The organism is Pseudoroseomonas ludipueritiae (assembly GCF_014490445.1).
Taxonomy (GTDB): domain Bacteria; phylum Pseudomonadota; class Alphaproteobacteria; order Acetobacterales; family Acetobacteraceae; genus Pseudoroseomonas; species Pseudoroseomonas ludipueritiae.
On the sequence record NZ_JACTUZ010000125.1, the window covers coordinates 1 to 12,822 of the forward strand.

At 70.6% G+C, this 12,822-nt stretch carries 14 protein-coding genes; 7 read left to right on the forward strand and 7 right to left on the reverse strand.

The window, feature by feature from the left end:
* Positions 1 to 999: lytic transglycosylase domain-containing protein (locus IBL25_RS19720; protein ID WP_238940548.1), on the reverse strand; the 999-nt coding region annotated here is incomplete at its 3' end.
* A 417-nt stretch (positions 1,000 to 1,416) separates the two neighbouring features.
* Here IBL25_RS19720 and IBL25_RS19725 point away from each other — a divergent pair.
* The 3 genes from IBL25_RS19725 (at position 1,417) to IBL25_RS19735 (ending at position 3,708) form a co-directional block, all read left to right on the forward strand.
* A complete protein-coding gene (locus tag IBL25_RS19725) occupies positions 1,417 to 2,043 on the forward strand; it encodes an outer membrane lipoprotein (RefSeq protein ID WP_194433776.1) in 627 nt (208 codons plus the stop codon).
* 62 nt (positions 2,044 to 2,105) lie between these two features.
* Positions 2,106 to 2,939, forward strand: coding sequence for an ABC transporter permease (locus IBL25_RS19730; protein WP_187780224.1), 834 nt, complete (start codon positions 2,106 to 2,108; stop codon positions 2,937 to 2,939).
* 4 nt (positions 2,940 to 2,943) lie between these two features.
* Entirely contained in the window at positions 2,944 to 3,708 is a 765-nt protein-coding gene (locus tag IBL25_RS19735) for an ABC transporter ATP-binding protein (protein ID WP_187780225.1), read from the forward strand.
* A gap of 9 nt (positions 3,709 to 3,717) precedes the next feature.
* Here the strand turns inward: IBL25_RS19735 and IBL25_RS19740 are convergent, their stop codons facing one another.
* The 3 genes from IBL25_RS19740 to arfB form a co-directional block, all read right to left on the reverse strand.
* Positions 3,718 to 4,803, reverse strand: coding sequence for a substrate-binding periplasmic protein (locus IBL25_RS19740; protein WP_187780226.1), 1,086 nt, complete (start codon positions 4,801 to 4,803; stop codon positions 3,718 to 3,720).
* Positions 4,804 to 4,814: 11 nt separating this feature from the next.
* Positions 4,815 to 5,270 (reverse strand): large-conductance mechanosensitive channel protein MscL, encoded by a 456-nt coding sequence (gene mscL / locus IBL25_RS19745; RefSeq protein WP_187780227.1) that lies wholly within the window; start codon positions 5,268 to 5,270, stop codon positions 4,815 to 4,817.
* 106 nt (positions 5,271 to 5,376) lie between these two features.
* Entirely contained in the window at positions 5,377 to 5,796 is a 420-nt protein-coding gene (gene arfB / locus IBL25_RS19750) for an alternative ribosome rescue aminoacyl-tRNA hydrolase ArfB (RefSeq protein WP_187780228.1), read from the reverse strand.
* A 109-nt stretch (positions 5,797 to 5,905) separates the two neighbouring features.
* Here arfB and IBL25_RS19755 point away from each other — a divergent pair, with 109 nt between their 5' ends.
* The 4 genes from IBL25_RS19755 to IBL25_RS19770 all read left to right on the forward strand — a co-directional run bounded on the left by IBL25_RS19755 (position 5,906) and on the right by IBL25_RS19770 (position 9,780).
* A complete protein-coding gene (locus tag IBL25_RS19755) occupies positions 5,906 to 7,126 on the forward strand; it encodes an MFS transporter (protein ID WP_187780229.1) in 1,221 nt (406 codons plus the stop codon).
* A gap of 73 nt (positions 7,127 to 7,199) precedes the next feature.
* The gene (locus IBL25_RS19760; protein WP_187780230.1) at positions 7,200 to 8,615 is read left to right on the forward strand and encodes a M20 family metallopeptidase; all 1,416 of its coding nucleotides are present in this window, start codon (positions 7,200 to 7,202) and stop codon (positions 8,613 to 8,615) included.
* Positions 8,615 to 9,247: a LysE family translocator gene (locus tag IBL25_RS19765; protein ID WP_187780231.1), complete on the forward strand. Its 633-nt coding sequence runs from the start codon at positions 8,615 to 8,617 to the stop codon at positions 9,245 to 9,247. The genes IBL25_RS19760 and IBL25_RS19765 overlap by 1 nt, the downstream gene beginning before the upstream one ends.
* Before the next feature lie 62 nt (positions 9,248 to 9,309).
* A complete protein-coding gene (locus IBL25_RS19770; protein WP_187780232.1) occupies positions 9,310 to 9,780 on the forward strand; it encodes a CreA family protein in 471 nt (156 codons plus the stop codon).
* On the opposite strand, the gene IBL25_RS19775 is transcribed toward IBL25_RS19770, so the two are convergent.
* The 3 genes from IBL25_RS19775 to IBL25_RS19785 all read right to left on the reverse strand — a co-directional run.
* Positions 9,781 to 10,773 carry a GDP-mannose 4,6-dehydratase gene (locus IBL25_RS19775; RefSeq protein WP_187780233.1) on the reverse strand — a complete coding sequence of 331 codons (993 nt, stop codon included), beginning with the start codon at positions 10,771 to 10,773 and terminating at the stop codon, positions 9,781 to 9,783.
* Positions 10,774 to 10,775: 2 nt separating this feature from the next.
* Positions 10,776 to 11,762 (reverse strand): GDP-mannose 4,6-dehydratase, encoded by a 987-nt coding sequence (locus IBL25_RS19780; RefSeq protein ID WP_187780234.1) that lies wholly within the window; start codon positions 11,760 to 11,762, stop codon positions 10,776 to 10,778.
* Positions 11,763 to 11,796: 34 nt separating this feature from the next.
* Positions 11,797 to 12,822, reverse strand: a 1,026-nt coding sequence (locus IBL25_RS19785) for a glycosyltransferase (protein WP_187780235.1), incomplete at its 5' end; no start/stop codon positions are given.

The window sequence follows — 12,822 nt, forward strand, 5'->3', positions numbered from 1 at the left end:
CGGCGGCACCGGCAGCGAGGCCAGGGCCACCGGCGCGGCCGGCGGCGGTGCCGGCAGCTCGGGCGCCCGGGCATAGGTCGAGCCATCCGGGATCGGCTCCATGCGCGTGACCGTGCCGCTGGGCTCGGCGCTGGCATAGGTGGAACCGTCGGGGATGGGGTCCATCCGCGACACCACATTGGTGGGCGTGTTGTTGTAGGTGGAGCCGTCCGGGATCGGGTCCATGCGGGACACCACATTGGACAGGCTGGCCACCTGCACCGGCGCGGAAGCATAGGTGGAGCCGTCCGGGATCGGCTCCATGCGCGTGACCGGGCCCGGCGGCAGGCTGGCGACGCGGATGCCCGGGTCCACGGCGTTGCGCTGCTCACGCAGCGCCAGCATGGTGGCGGTGTCGCCACGGCGCGGGCCGGCCGGGATGTTCAGCGGGATCTCGGCGGCCGCATAGACCTCCGGCGCCGCCCGGCGGCTCGGATGCGCGTCGATGATCCGGGGCCCGATTCGCGCCACGTAGTTGCGCGTCTCGGCCGGCAGGCCCTTGCTGGACCAGAGGTAATCCTCCAGCCGGCGCGGACCCGCGTTATAGGCGGCCAGGAAGCCCGGGCTGCCGTAAAGCTCGTACATTTCCCGCACATAGGCCGTGCCGGCCATGATGCTGTTCCACGGGTGGTACGGGTCATCGCCGAAGCCGTAGCGGGCGCGCAGCTCGGCATAGGTGCCGGGCATCACCTGCATCAGGCCCATGGCGCCCACCGGGCTGCGGGCCGTGGCACGGCCGCCGCTTTCCTGGCGCATCACCTCGCGGATCCACCGCTCCGGCACATCGAAGCGCTTGGACGCTTCCTTGATGTACGGGCCCCATGGATCGCCGGATGAGCCGGGCGGGTCGTAGGTGCTGGGCTGCGGATAGGCCGCGGCCTGTGCCGCCGCGCTGGCCGTGACCGGCCGCTGAGCCTGTTCGCTGGAGCCGCAAGCGGCAAGAAGAGCAAGAACCCCCATCGCAGCCGCAGCGCGTGCATGGCTGCGGCTTGGGCGGAACTGGAACGGAGTCATCCCCTGTTCTCCGTCAGAATAAACGGTCCGCCGGATTGCTGCTCCGCGCCCGGAAGGATCCCCCCATTCCAGGCAAGGCGGCTCCGCCGCGCCCCCACGCGACAAAGACCGGGCTCACCGGCGTCCCTGCCAGGATCGGCGGAACGTCAACGGCTTCCGGGGTACATGAGGTTACTGACAGGCGCAAGCCTGCAATCGTGGCGCAACATGGCCCGAGCCTGGGCTTGGCGGCGGCTTCATGGCGGCACTGTGGCAGTGTGCGCAGGCATCTGGACAATCCGCCGCCGCGCCTCCAACTCCGCAGATCAGACCGGGGCCGTCGGGCCGGTGCGCGGCACGCTCCGGGGCAGAAGGAGCCTTGTCATGACCACCGAGAAGCCCCGCCGGGCCGCCACCCGCCTCAGCCGATTCGCCGCCGGCCTGCTGCTGCTGGGCGGGCTGGCCGCCTGTGCGCCGGTCTATACCAACACCACCTACGCGCCCTACGCGGTGGGGCGCGCCGCCTCGGTCTCCTATGGCACCATCGTGGGCCTGCGGCCGGTGACGGTGCAGGGCGGCCAGCCCGGCGTGGGCACCGCCGCCGGCGCGGTGGCGGGCGGCGTCGCCGGCAGCTTCATTGGTGGCGACTGGCGCTCCAACCTGCTGGCCGGCCTCGGCGGCGCGGTGATCGGCGGCGCCATCGGCAATGCGGTGGACCGCAATGCCAATACCGGCCAGGCGGTGGAGTTCTTCGTGCGGCAGGACGGCGGCGGCGACATCGCCGTGGTCCAGACCAATGAGGAGAACCTGCAGTACAATGACCGCGTTGTGATCATCCGCGGCGACACCACCCGCATCAGCCGCGCCGCCGGGAATGCGCCGCCGACCTCGGCTTATCCGCCGCCGGCTTCCTATCCCTCCGGCGCCGCCGCGCCGGGCGGGCCCACCTACTACGCGCCGCCGCCTTCCGGCGTGCCGACCTATACGCCTTCCGGCGTCGTGTACCGCTAAGGGCAGGGGCGCGGCGGGCGCGCTGGCGAGACCGGTGGCACGCGTTGTATAGAGCCGCCGTGATGCAGCAGACCGCAGCCCTCCCCACCTACCACGTCAATGCCCGGGCCCCGCAGCGCGGGGGCCGGGCGATGGCCGACCTCGCCACCGGCTTCGCCTCCTGGAGGCTGGCCTGGGCCCTGGCGCGGCTCGACCTCCGCAACCGCTACCGCGGCTCGGTTATCGGGCCCTTCTGGGTCACGCTCTCCACCGCTGTCATGGTGGTGGGCCTGGGGCTGCTCTATTCCCAGCTGCTGCGGCAGGACATCACGCTCTACCTGCCGCATCTGGCGGTCAGCCTGATCATCTGGAACACCATCGCGGCCCTGGTGCCGGATGCCACCACTTGCCTGACCAGCGCGGAAGGCGTGATCCGGCAACTGCCGCTGCCCCTGACCACCCATGCCCTGCGCAGCGTCTTCCGCAACGCCCTCTCCGCCGCCCATAGCCTGCCGCTGATCCTGCTGGTCTTCGCCGCCATGGGCCACTGGCCCGGCATGGAGTTCCTGCTGGCGATCCCGGGGCTGGTGCTGCTGGGCATCAATGCCATGGCGGCCAGCCTCTTCCTTGGCATGGTCTGCGCCCGCTTCCGCGACATCGGCCAGATCGTCACCAATGTCATGCAGCTCGCCTTCTTCATGACGCCGGTGATCTGGAAGGCCGACCTGCTGTCCAATCCCTCGCTGCTGCTGCTGAACCCCTTCTACCCGATGCTGGAGGTCATCCGTGGCCCGCTGGTGGAAGGGGGCGTCAGCCTCGCGGTCTGGGGCATGGCGCTGCTCTACACCGCCATCCATTGCGGCCTCGCCGCCACCTTCTTTGTCCGCTTCCGCTCGCGCGTCGCTTTCTGGGTCTGATCACATGGCAAGCATTGTCGCGGAAGGGCTCAGCATCGAGTTCCCGCTCTACCACCTGGGCGCCCGCAGCCTGAAGAAGCGGCTGCTCTCCAAGGCCGCCATCCGGGTGCGGACGGATGAATCCAACCGCGTGGTGGTCTCCGCCCTGCGCGACCTCAACTTCTCCATCCAGCGGGGGGAGCGGGTGGCGCTGGTCGGCAGCAACGGCGCCGGCAAGACCACCCTGCTCCGCACCATCGCCGGCATCTATGAGCCGGTGGGCGGCGAGCTGACGGTGCAGGGCGAGATCGGCTCGCTGATCGACCCCGGCGCCGGCATGGACGGGGACAGCACGGGGCGGGAGAATATCCGCCTGCGCGGCCTCTACCGTGGCATGGACGAGGCCTCCATTGCGGCCCTGGAGGAGGATGTCGCCGAATTCTCCGGCCTGGGCGAGTTCCTGGACGTGCCGACCCGCGGCTATTCCGCCGGCATGTCGGTGCGCCTGTCCTTCGCCATGGCCACCGCCATCGCGCCGCAGATCCTGCTGATGGACGAGTGGTTCCTGGCCGGCGATGCCGACTTCATGCAGAAGGCCGAGAACCGCCTGGTCTCGCTGGTCAACACCGCCGATATCCTGATTATCGCCAGCCATGACTTCGACATCGTCCGCCGCTGGTGCACCCGCGCCATCCGGCTGAACGCCGGCCGCATCGTGGCCGATGGGCCGGTGGACGAGGTGCTGGCCGGCATGGGCATCGCACCGCCCCAGCCGCAGCCGGCCGGCTGAGCCGCCGGCTCAGTTGGCGCCGTCCCGGCCGAGGTAGCGCAGCCGGGTCCGCGCCCACCATTCGCCGCGCAGGGTTTCCAGCAGCGCGACATCCAGCGCCACGCGGGTGGTATTCTCCAGCGGCAGGGCGATGGCGTAGTTCTGGCTGTCCAGCGTGATCGGCAGCACCTCCAGCTCCGGGAAGTCCTGCTGGATGGTCCAGGCCAGCAAGGGCCGGTCATAAACGAAAGCATCGATCCGCCCGGCCTTGACCGCCCGCAGCCCCTCTGCCGGCAGCGAAAAGGCCTCGAAAGCCACCCGCTGCGCGCCCAGGAACTCCACGGTGGAGGAGCCGGCGACGGCGCCGACGCGGATGGCGCGCAGGTCGCCGACATTGCGCACCACCCCCTGCATGCGCTGCGTGGTCAGCGCCGAGGTGATGCCGGCGATGAACACCGCGATGGTGACCACGGAAGCCACCATCCAGACCACCGCCAGCACCCGCCCGGGCAGGGAGCGCGGCCCGTCCTGCGCGGCCCCCGCCTGGGTCATGGCCACGGCCGACCACCAGGCGCCGGCGATGAAGCCGCGCAGCGGGGGGCCGCCATAGGCCTCGTGGTGCCGGCGCTCGAAAAGCCAGATCAGCGTTCCCACCAGCAGGGCGATGCCCAGCAGCGTCAGCACCCCCTGCAGGAAGCCGAAGGACAGGAAGGTGCGCAGCACCGGCAGCCAGGCCGTGGCGCCGCCACGCCCCACCGCCACCCCCAGCCCGGTGGCGAAGAAGGGTTGGGTGAAGTCCATCGCCTGCCGCCGCGCGGCGGTGACTGTCAGTGCCGCCGCCGCCGCGTCCACCTGGCCGGTGGCCACGGCATCCAGCAGCGCCTGCACGGTGTCCCGCTCCTCCAGGCGGTAGCGGAGGCCGAGTCGCTCGGCGACATGCCGCCAGAGGTCGATGCTGAGGCCTTCCCAGTTGCCTTCGGCATCCTTCATGGAAAAGGGCGGCGCCACGCGGGTTCCGACCACCAGCTCGCGTTCCGGCGGGCGCGGAACGGCTGGCGCCTGGGCCAGGGCGGGTGCCGAGGCCAGCAGGCACAGCACCGCCAGAAGGGCGCGCATGCGGCAGCCGCTCAGAGAGGCCGGCGGCGCAGTTCGTCCCGGATCTCGGTCAGGAGCACCTCGCTGGCGGTGGGCACCACATCCTTCGCCTTCTCGGCATCCGCGCGCAGGTTGATGCGCGTCAGCACCCGCACGATCCAGAACACGGCGAAGGCCACGATCAGGAACTTGATGCAGGCGTTGATGAAGACGCCGATGCCGAGCGCCACCGAACCGGCGGCGCGCGTCGCCTCCAGCGTCGCCAGCCGCTCCCCCTTCACCACCACGAAGATGTTGGAGAAATCGACGCCACCGATCAGCAGCCCGATCAGCGGGTTGAAGATATCCTCCACCAGCGATGATACGATGGAGGTGAAGGCGGCGCCGATGATGATACCGACCGCGAGGTCGATGACATTGCCGCGCGTGATGAACATCTTGAACTGCTGCACCCAGCTCGGGGTCCAGCGTTGCAGGGAAGCGGACATCGGGATCACCTTTCCGGGTCGTTCCGGCACAGTTATGTGCCCGAATTCCACCGAGGCATCGTCCCGCTGCCCAGGAAACGGTCCTGCTCCCGCATTCGTGTGCGGCTTAGTCCTCGCTGGGCTTGCCGCGCAGGCGCTTGACCCCGGCCGTGTGCCGCTTCTCCTCCACCCGCTTGCGCTTCTGGTTGCGCGAAACGCGGGTGGCGATGCGCGGCACCGGCGGCACGGCGGCTTCCCGCAGCAGCTCCAGCAGCCGCTCCCGCGCGTCCTGGCGGTTCTGCTCCAGCGAGCGGAAGCGCTGCGCCGCGATCACCAGCACGCCGTCATTGCCCAGCCGCCGCCCGGCCAGCCGCGTCAACCGCTGCTTCACCGGCTCCGGCAGGCTGGGGGACGCGGCCACGTCAAAGAAGAGCCGCACGGCGCTGGAGACCTTGTTGACATTCTGGCCGCCAGGGCCGGAGGCGCGCACGAAGCTCTCGCGCAACTCTTCCTCCGGAATGGCGAGGCGGGCATTGATCTGCAACATGGGGCCCCGGCCTTAGCACGGCTGACGGCGGGGTGACACGATCAGGGGCGGACAGCGGCGCCGGGCGGGTCTAGGCTGGTGGCGAAACGACCAGCCGCAGGAGCCAGTCATGGCCCGCCCCGCCGCCGCCACGCGCCAGATCGCCTTCATCAACTTCGCCCATGGTGCCACGCATTACAGCCAGCTGATCCTGGCCACCGCCGTGCTGGGCATGCTGGGGGCGCCGGGCACCGGCTTCGGTACCGATTACGGGCCGCTGCTGGCGCTCGGCACCGCCATGTTCGTGGTCTATGGCCTCCTCACCCTGCCCATGGGCTGGCTGGCCGACAGGGTCGGGCGGCACCGGCTGATGGTGCTGTTCTTTCTCGGCACCGGGGCCTGCATGGCCGCGGCGGGGCTGGTCTCCTCGCCCCTGCTGCTGGCCGTGGCGCTGGCGGCCATGGGCGGCTTCACCGCCATCTACCATCCCATCGGCACCGCCATGCTGGTGGATGCGGCAGGCGAGCGGGTGGGGCGCTCGGTCGGCGTCAATGGCGCCTGCGGCAACCTGGGCGTCGCCGCCGCGCCGATCCTCACCGCCCTGTTGGTGCAGGCGGCGGGCTGGCGCGCGGCCTTCATCGTGCCCGGGCTGCTCTGCCTCCTGGCCGGGCTGCTTTATATGCGGCAGGGCCAGGCCGGTGGCGGCGGCGCCAAGGCCAGCCGCCCCTTCCCGCCCATTCCGCGCGCGCTGGTGCGCCGCGCGGTGGTGGTGCTGCTGGGCATCGCCGCCGCCTCGGGCTTCGTCTTCAACGCCTTCACCCTGCTGCTGCCCAAGCTGCTGGAAGAGCGCCTCGCCGGCAGCGCCGGGCTGCTGCCGGTGATCGGCGCCCTGGCCTTCGCGGTGACGCTGGGCGGTGCCGTGACGCAGTTCACCGTGGGGCGGATGATCGACCGGCTGACGCTGCGCCGCGTCTTCCTGCCCATGGCGGTGGTGCAGATGCCGCTGATGCTGCTGCTCTCCTTTGCCGGCGGCTGGTGGGTGCTGCCGATCGCCGCCGGGCTGGCGGCCTCCATCTTCGGCCAGGTCACCGTGAACGAGACCATGACGGCCCGCTACATCGCCCCGCCCCTGCGGGCGAAGCTTTATTCCATCCGCTTCTTCATCGCCTTCATCGGTGCCGCCGCCGCCCCGCCGGCGGTGGGCCTGCTGCATGACGCCACCGGCAACCTGGGCGCGACCCTGCTGCTGCTGGCCGGCTTTTCCGCCGTGATCCTGCTCTGCGCCCTGGCCTTCCCGGACCGTAAGGAGGAGCTGCAGCCGGAACTCTGGGCCAGCGTCCCGGCGGAATGAGCCGCGCCCGGTTGCTCCGACGGCTTGGCCGTGGCAGCCATGCGCGGCATTTTCCTCGCCGGAGCACCACATCATGAGCCGCGACGCCGCGATCCAGGGCAGCCTTGCCCTGCTGGAAAACGGAACCTTCCGCACCGACCTCGCCCGCCGCGTCGCCTTCCGCAGCGAGAGCCAGAACCCCGCCAGCGCCGCCGCGCTGGACGCCTACCTCACCGAGGAAATGGTGCCCTGGTTGCGGGAGATGGGCTTCGGCACCGAGATCGTCCCCAACACCGTGCCCAGCCGCGGCCCCTTCCTGATCGCCAAGCGGGTCGAGGACGCGGCGCTGCCGACCGTGCTGATCTATGGCCATGGCGACGTGGTGCATGGCCAGGACGCGCTGTGGCGCGAGGGCCTCTCCCCCTGGGAGATCGTCGAGGAAGGCGAGCGCTGGTACGGGCGCGGTACCGCCGACAACAAGGGCCAGCACAGCATCAACCTCGCCGCGCTGGGCGAGGTGCTGCGCGCGCGCGGCGGCCGGCTTGGCTTCAACACCACCGTGCTGCTGGAGATGGGCGAGGAATCCGGCTCCCCCGGCCTCGCCGCCATCTGCCAGGCGCGCAAGGAGGATCTGCGCGCCGATGTGCTGATCGCCTCCGACGGCCCGCGCCTGGCGGCGGATACGCCCACCATCTTCCTGGGCTCGCGCGGCGCCTTCAATGTCGGGCTGGAACTGCGGGCGCGGGACCGTGCGCATCATTCCGGCAACTGGGGCGGCGTCATCCTGAACCCCGGCACGGTGATGGCCAATGCCATCGCCTCCATGGTGGACGGGAATGGCCGGCTGAAGGTGGAAGGGCTGCTGCCGCCGCCCATCCCCAACAGCGTCCGCGCGGCACTCGCCACCCTGAAGGTCGGTGGCGGCGAGACCGATCCCGAGATCGACGCGGACTGGGGCGCCGAGGGCCTGACCCCCGCCGAGCGCCTCTTCGGCTGGAACACGCTGGAAGTGCTGGCGCTGGGCGCCGGCAATCCGGATGCGCCGATGAATGCCGTGCCAGCCTTCGCCAAGGCCACGGTGCAGTTGCGCTACGTGGTCGGCACCGATGCGGAGAACATCGTCCCCGCCATCCGGGCACATCTGGACGCGCATGGCTTCGGCATGGTGCGGATCGTGGAAAGCGACCGGGAAGCGGCGCCGGCCACGCGCCTCGACCCCGATTCGCCCTGGGTGCGCTGGGCCGTGGGCTCAGTGAAGCAGACGCTGGGCCGTGCGCCCACCATCCTGCCCAACCTGGGTGGCAGCCTGCCCAACCATGTCTTCGCCGATATCCTGGGCCTGCCGACGCTCTGGGTGCCGCATTCCTATGCCGCCTGCTCCCAGCACGCGCCGGACGAGCACCTGCTGGTGCCGGTGGTGCGCGAAGGCCTCGCCATGATGGCCGGGCTCTTCTGGGACCTGGGTGAAAATGCGCCTTCGCGCGGCGGCGAAAACGTGCCTCGCGCCTGATGCCGGAACTGCTGGCCGCCGCCGGGCTGGCCGGCTTTATCTACGGCATCTCCCCCGGGCCGGCGGTGCTGGCCCTGCTGGGGCTTTCCGCCGACCGTGGGCGCGGCGCCGCCACGCGCTTCGTCAGCGGGCTGCTGGCGGGCGATGCGCTCTGGGCGCTGCTGGCGCTGGTGGCCATTCTCGGCGCGCAGACCATCGGCAGCCTGGTCTTTGACCTGCTGGGGCTGGTTTGCGGCGCCTATCTCCTCCGGCTCGGTTGGGGTGCGCTGCGGGCAAGGCCCAGGGCGGAAGGCGCGGCGCCGGCCATCCCGCGCCCGCTGCTGCGCGGCCTCGCCTTCGGCCTGACCAACCCCAAAGGCTATCCCGTCGCGGTGGCCACCTTCGCCGCGCTGCTCAGCAGCCGCTCATCCCTGCTGCACTGGGGCCTGCTGCCGGCACTGGTGCTGGCGGCAGTGGTGGGGTCCTTCCTGGCCTATGGCATCCTGGTGCTGTTCTGCGGCATGGCACCGATGCGGCGGCTCTACCGGCGGCACGAGGTCTGGATCAACCGCGCCTCCGGCCTGCTCTTCATCGGCTTCGCGCTGCATGCCCTGGCGCAGGCGCTGCCGGGCCTGGCCGCCGCCTGGCGCTGAGCGGCGGATTGCGCGGGGGCCCTGCCGCACTCATCTCTGGCACTGAAGCTGGAGAAACCACCATGCGCATGATCCACGGCCTGCTCGCGGCCGCCCTCACCCTGCCCCTCGCCATCCCGGGTGCCCAGGCCCAGACCCGCGTGGGCGAGGTCAGCACCACCTTCCGCATGGTCGGCCCCAACGACAAGGTGGTGGTGGAGCGCTACGACGACCCGCGCGTGCCCAATGTCTCCTGCTACGTCTCCCGCGCCGACACCGGCGGGCTCTCCGGCTGGGTCGGGCTGGCGGAGGACCCCTCGCGCTTCAGCCTGGCCTGCCGCGCGACAGGGCCGGTGACCATGCCCAGCGGCATTCCCAAGAACGAGTCGGTCTTCAAGCAATCCGCCTCGGCGCTGTTCAAGGCACTGACGGTGACGCGCATCATCGACGAGGAAAAGCGCGTGCTGGTCTACCTGATCACCAGCACCAAGATCATCGACGGCTCGCCCTATAACAGCGTCACCGCCGTGCCGGTGGACGCGCCGGCGCGCTGATCAGGCGGCGCCCGCGGCGACGCGGGCGCGCCAATCGGCCAGCACGGCATCCAGCGTCTCGTCCCAGCTGATCCTGGGCTGCCAACCCAGCGCCTGGCGCAGGCGGGTGGCATTGCCGGCGGTGCGCAGCACATCGGTGGGGCGGAGGCGAACGGCATCCTCCTCCACCCGCACGGCGACGCGGCTGCGGCGCAGCAGCGCCTCCAGCATGTCGCCGATGCGGCGCGGCGTGCCGGAGGCCACGTTGAAGACGCTGCCCGAAGGCAGGTCAGGCGCCGCCCGCAGCACCAGGGCATAGGCGGCGCAGACATCCCGCACATCCAGGAAGTCGCGCCAGCGGTCCAGCGCGCCCACGCGCATCACCGGCTCCTGCAAGCCGGCCTCGATGCGGGCGATCTGCCGCGCGAAGGCGGAGATCACGAAATTCTCCGATTGCCCCGCCCCGGCATGGTTGGAAGGGCGCATCCGCAGGCAGCGCAGCCCGCGCAGCGCCATCTCGCCCAGCGCGATGTCGCAGGCGGCCTTGCTGGCCGCATAGGGGTTGGCCGGCTGCATCGGCGCCAGCTCGGTCAACGGCGCCTCGATGTCGCGGAAGGAGAGGCCATAGACCTCGGCCGAGGAGACGAAGAGAAAGGGCGCCTGCGGCACGTGGCGCATGGCGGCCTCGGCCAGCGCGATGGTGCCCAGCAGGTTCATCCGCCAGGTGCGGCCGGGATGGGCGAAGGATTCGCCCACCGCGGCCTGGGCCGCCAGATGCACCACGGCATCCGGCGCGGCATCCCGCACCAGCGCATCCATGCCCTCCGGCTGCTCCAGGTCGAGCGGCAGCACGGCATCGGGCCGCAGCCCTTCCGGCAGGGCTTCCGCCGCGCCGGCGCGGCCGGTGGCCAGCAGCCGGGCCTCCGGGAATTCCTGCCGCAGCCGGGGCAGCAGGTGGCGGCCGACAAAGCCGGTCGCCCCCGTCACCAGGATGCGCTGGGGCGCGAGGGCCATGGTCAGGCGGCCGCGATCCGCGCCTGGTGCCGCTTGATGTCGGCGTCCACCATTTCCTGCACCATCTGCTCCAGCGAGGTCTCGGGCTTCCAGCCCAGCTTCGCCTCGGCCTTGGCCGGGTTGCCGTGCAGCACCTCCACCTCGGCGGGGCGCAGGAAGGCAGGGTTCACCGTCACGTGCTTCTCATAGTCCAGGCCGACATGCGCGAAGGCGATGCGGCAGAACTCCCGCACCGTGGTGGTGCGGTTGGTGGCGACGACGTAATCGTCAGGCACTTCCTGCTGCAGCATCAGCCACATCGCCTTCACGTAGTCCCGCGCATGGCCCCAGTCGCGCTTGGCGTCCAGGTTGCCCAGCGGCAGCTCATCGGCCAGGCCGAGCTTGATGCGCGCCACGCCATCCGTGATCTTGCGGGTCACGAATTCCAGACCGCGCAGCGGGCTCTCGTGGTTGAAGAGGATGCCGGAGGAGGCATGCAGGCCAAAGGATTCGCGGTAGTTCACCGTCATCCAATGGCCATAGAGCTTCGCCACCGCATAGGGGCTGCGGGGGTAGAAGGGGGTCTTCTCGTCCTGGATGGGCTCCTGGATCAGGCCGTACATCTCGGAGGAGGAGGCCTGGTAGAAGCGCGCCTTGGGCGCCACCAGCCGCACGGCTTCCAGGATATTGCCGACGCCGAGCGCCGTGACGCTGCCGGTGAGCAGCGGCTGGGTCCAGGAGGTCTTCACGAAGCTCTGGGCGCCGAGGTTGTAGACCTCATCCGGCTTCGACTCTTCCAGCACCCGCAGCAGCGAGGACAGGTCGGTCAGGTTGCCGTCCAGCATCGTGACCTTGCCGGCGATGCCCAGCCAGCGCAGGCGGGAATCGATCACTTCGGAGGAGGCGGAGCGGCGCAGCAGGCCGAAGACCTCATATCCCTTGCTGAGCAACAGCTGGGAAAGATAGGCGCCATCCTGGCCGGTGATACCGGTAATCAAAGCACGAGGCATGTCAGCAGGTCCCGACTTTACGAGGGCAGGTTTCTTAACGAGACGGTCCAGCCTGGACCAGACCCCGTGGCATGTTTCCGTCAGCCTGAAGCAGTGAGCGGTAATTCGGCAACGGAAAGGCAACCGGAATGGGGTAGCGGTTCCGGGGCCGCTCCGCGAGGGCCCTGAGCGCGGCGGCAGCAGCGTCGAGATCGGGCTCGGCCCAGCGGGCGCCCGGAATATCGTAGATCTCCTGCGGGTCCTCGGCCGGCACCAGGCTGTAGGGCACCAGCATGGCATCCGGCCCCCGCATGAAGTCCAGGTTGCCGGACCAGCCCGTGGCGACCACCGCGCGGCCCAGCACCATGGCCTCGGCCATGGCGAATCCATAGCCTTCCGCCCGGTGCAGCGAGAGCAGGCAATCCGCCGTCGCCATCAGCGCCCAGAGGGCGGGGCGGGAGAGATGTTGCTCCATCACCCGCACATTCGGGCGCGCGGCCGCCGCGGCGGCGACCTCTGCCCAGCCGGGCCCGGCATCGGCGGTGGCATGGGTCTTGATGACCAGGATACGGTCCGGCCGGTCCCCGAAGGCGCGGTGGTGGGCCTCGATCGTCCCCAGCGGGTTCTTGCGCGCCAGGGAGGAGGTGGCGTCGAAGACCGTCAGGGTGACAAAGGCATCTTCCGGCAGGCCGAAATCGGCCCGCTCCATGGCGGCCGGCGCCGGGCGCGGCAGGATGGGATAGGGCACCACCCGCACCGGCGGGCAGCCCGGCGCGGCGCGGCAGGCCTCGGCGACGAATTCGGTGCCGACCCAGATCTCGTGGCAGCAGGCGAAGCCCCGGTGCCAGTCCGCCGGCAGCAAGGGCAGTTCCCAGTTCCAGACCGCGATCACGCGCTTGCCTGCCACCGCCCGCTTGCCCAGCACCTTCAGCGCCCAGGGCAGCATCGGGCCGTTCACATGCACCAGCAGCGTGCCGGGGCCTTCCGGCACCGGCGCCAGGGGCCGCGCCCCTTCCGGCCCGGCGCGCTGGCGCAGCGGGCCGGTCAGGTCGGCCTCATGCGGTGCGAGCCCGGCCTCGCG

What these genes read in the sequence shown, in the direction of transcription:
- IBL25_RS19725 (WP_194433776.1), top strand. Translation starts at nt 1,417, where the DNA reads ATGACCACCGAGAAGCCCCGCCGGGCCGCCACCCGCCTCAGCCGATTC.
- IBL25_RS19730 (WP_187780224.1), top strand. Translation starts at nt 2,106, where the DNA reads ATGCAGCAGACCGCAGCCCTCCCCACCTACCACGTCAATGCCCGGGCC.
- IBL25_RS19735 (WP_187780225.1), top strand. Translation starts at nt 2,944, where the DNA reads ATGGCAAGCATTGTCGCGGAAGGGCTCAGCATCGAGTTCCCGCTCTAC.
- IBL25_RS19740 (WP_187780226.1), bottom strand. Translation starts at nt 4,803, where the DNA reads ATGCGCGCCCTTCTGGCGGTGCTGTGCCTGCTGGCCTCGGCACCCGCC.
- mscL (WP_187780227.1), bottom strand. Translation starts at nt 5,270, where the DNA reads ATGTCCGCTTCCCTGCAACGCTGGACCCCGAGCTGGGTGCAGCAGTTC.
- arfB (WP_187780228.1), bottom strand. Translation starts at nt 5,796, where the DNA reads ATGTTGCAGATCAATGCCCGCCTCGCCATTCCGGAGGAAGAGTTGCGC.
- IBL25_RS19755 (WP_187780229.1), top strand. Translation starts at nt 5,906, where the DNA reads ATGGCCCGCCCCGCCGCCGCCACGCGCCAGATCGCCTTCATCAACTTC.
- IBL25_RS19760 (WP_187780230.1), top strand. Translation starts at nt 7,200, where the DNA reads ATGAGCCGCGACGCCGCGATCCAGGGCAGCCTTGCCCTGCTGGAAAAC.
- IBL25_RS19765 (WP_187780231.1), top strand. Translation starts at nt 8,615, where the DNA reads ATGCCGGAACTGCTGGCCGCCGCCGGGCTGGCCGGCTTTATCTACGGC.
- IBL25_RS19770 (WP_187780232.1), top strand. Translation starts at nt 9,310, where the DNA reads ATGCGCATGATCCACGGCCTGCTCGCGGCCGCCCTCACCCTGCCCCTC.
- IBL25_RS19775 (WP_187780233.1), bottom strand. Translation starts at nt 10,773, where the DNA reads ATGGCCCTCGCGCCCCAGCGCATCCTGGTGACGGGGGCGACCGGCTTT.
- IBL25_RS19780 (WP_187780234.1), bottom strand. Translation starts at nt 11,762, where the DNA reads ATGCCTCGTGCTTTGATTACCGGTATCACCGGCCAGGATGGCGCCTAT.